Source organism: Mesorhizobium sp. M7A.F.Ca.MR.362.00.0.0, from assembly GCF_004023175.1.
Taxonomy (GTDB): domain Bacteria; phylum Pseudomonadota; class Alphaproteobacteria; order Rhizobiales; family Rhizobiaceae; genus Mesorhizobium.
Genome location: NZ_RZTF01000655.1, coordinates 1 through 1,996, shown reverse-complemented (window position 1 = coordinate 1,996; position 1,996 = coordinate 1). Strand labels below are relative to the sequence as shown.

Sequence of the window (1,996 nt, the reverse complement as noted above, 5' to 3'; positions counted from 1 at the left end):
CGAAATGCTCGCGGCCCTCGGCCGGCCGGTTCATCTCGCAAAAGCCACGGATCCGGCGTCATGACCGGCAATGCCTATCAGGACCGCACCGACCGCTTCGCCGGCATGCTGATGCGGCAGGCAGCGTGGCCGGCCGCAATCGTGGTGGCGGCAAATATCCTTGCGCCGCTGGCTGCCTCGACGCGCGGCGGCTTCGAGACTTTGCCGGCGGCCGTTGCGCTGTCGATCACAGCCGCGAGCGCTGTCGCCGTTCTGGCGCTGTCGGCATTGCTGGCATTCGACGCCCTGTTGTTCCGGGTCATGGCTGGCCATGATGACGAAGCTTCCGGCGGTGCCGCGGTGGACGACATGCTGGCGCGCATGCGCCTGAAAACGGCCCCGCCCGCGACACGCTCGCTCGATGACCGCATTGCTGGCACGCGTCGCCTGCTGTTCAAGCAGCGCGCCGCCCTGGCTCTGTTTGCCGCGGCACTTCTGGCGTCAGGGTTTTGGGCGCCGCGATGAACAGGCTTTCGCTCAAGACCTTCACCTTGCTGCAGACGGTAACCTCCGTCGGCCTCTCGGCGCTGGCCCGGATGGTGACGGGCGTGCGTCCGATCTGGAACGGCAGCCTGCCCTCCGACCGCCAGCGCATCTATTTCGCCAACCACACCAGCCATGGGGACTTTATCCTGCTGTCGGCCTGTCTCAGCGAAAGCGAGCGCGCGATCACCCATGCTGTTGCCGCAGGCGAATATTGGGGGAAGTCGCGGCTGCGCCGCTTCATCGCGCAGGACATGCTGTCGTCGGTGCTCATCAACCGGCAGTGGACGAGACCTGAGGAAAACCCGATCGAGATCATGCTGTCGGTTCTCGACCAGGGCCACTCGCTGATCCTGTTTCCCGAAGGCACACGCAACATGACCGAAGAGCCGCTGCTGGCATTCCGCTCCGGGCTCTACAATCTGTCGACGGCGCGGCCTCAGGTCGAGCTGATCCCGTGCTGGATCGAGAACATGTCGCGCGTGCTGCCCAAGGGCCAGTTCCTGCCGGTGCCGCTGCTGTGCCGCGTCGTCTTCGGCGCACCGGTGGCGATCGGTCCGGGCGAAGAACGCCGCGCCTTCCTCGAACGCGCCCACGCCGCGCTTCTGGCGCTCAACCCGCGTCCCGAGCGAGACGATTGATGCGCCACGAAATCTCCATCCTGATCATCGGCCTGCTGGCGGTTTTGACCACCGCCAGCATCGTCGCGACCATACTTTCGGCGCGAGCGCCGAAGCCGCTCAGTTCGACGCTGGTCAATCTCAGCCAGCGGATCAACGCCTGGTGGGTGATGGTGGCGCTGATGACGGTCGCCTTCTTCTTCGGGCGTTACGGGATGACCATCCTGTTCGCTCTGATCTCCTTCGCCGCGCTGCGCGAATTCGTGACGCTGACGCACACCCGCCGCAGCGACCATTGGGTGCTGCTCGGCATGTTCGGCATCATCATACCGTTTCAATATTGGCTGGTGTGGACCGCCTGGTACGGGCTCTTCGTCATTTTCATTCCGGTCTATTGCTTCCTGCTGATGCCGGCCATCACGGCGCTGCATGGCGACACCGAACGCTTCCTCGAGCGCATCGCCGCGCAGCAATGGGCGGTGATGATCTCGGTCTATTGCGTCAGCCATGTCCCTGCCCTGCTGACACTCGAGGTGCCGGGCTTCGAAGGCCGCACCCTGCTGCTGATCGCGTTCCTGATCATCGTCGTGCAAGGCAGCGACGTGCTGCAATACATCTTCGGCAAGCTGTTTGGAAAACACCGTTTTTCGCCGAACGTCTCGCCGTCGAAAACCTGGGAAGGGCTGATCGGCGGACTGGTGTCGGCGAGCCTGCTCGGCGCGCTGCTATCGTTCGTGACACCCTTCTCGCCGCTGCAGGCAGCAGCCGTGGCCTTCGTCGCCTGCTCGATGGGATTTCTCGGCGGGCTGGTCGCCTCGGCCATCAAGCGCGATCAGGGCGTCAAGGACTGGGGC

Annotated in this window: 3 protein-coding genes; all 3 read left to right on the top strand. The window is 64.5% G+C overall.

What is annotated here, in order from left to right:
- Positions 1–504, top strand: a 504-nt coding sequence (locus EOC06_RS36480) for a hypothetical protein (RefSeq protein ID WP_245470392.1), incomplete at its 5' end; no start/stop codon positions are given.
- Positions 501–1,163 carry a 1-acyl-sn-glycerol-3-phosphate acyltransferase gene (locus EOC06_RS36475; RefSeq protein WP_127267052.1) on the top strand — a complete coding sequence of 221 codons (663 nt, stop codon included), beginning with the start codon at positions 501–503 and terminating at the stop codon, positions 1,161–1,163. The genes EOC06_RS36480 and EOC06_RS36475, both read left to right, overlap by 4 nt.
- On the top strand, positions 1,163–1,996 hold an 834-nt coding region (locus tag EOC06_RS36470), incomplete at its 3' end, for a phosphatidate cytidylyltransferase (protein ID WP_128310061.1). The genes EOC06_RS36475 and EOC06_RS36470, both read left to right, overlap by 1 nt.

Excerpts from the sequence above, each read along its gene's own strand:
- EOC06_RS36475 (WP_127267052.1), top strand. The coding sequence starts at position 501 with ATGAACAGGCTTTCGCTCAAGACCTTCACCTTGCTGCAGACGGTAACC.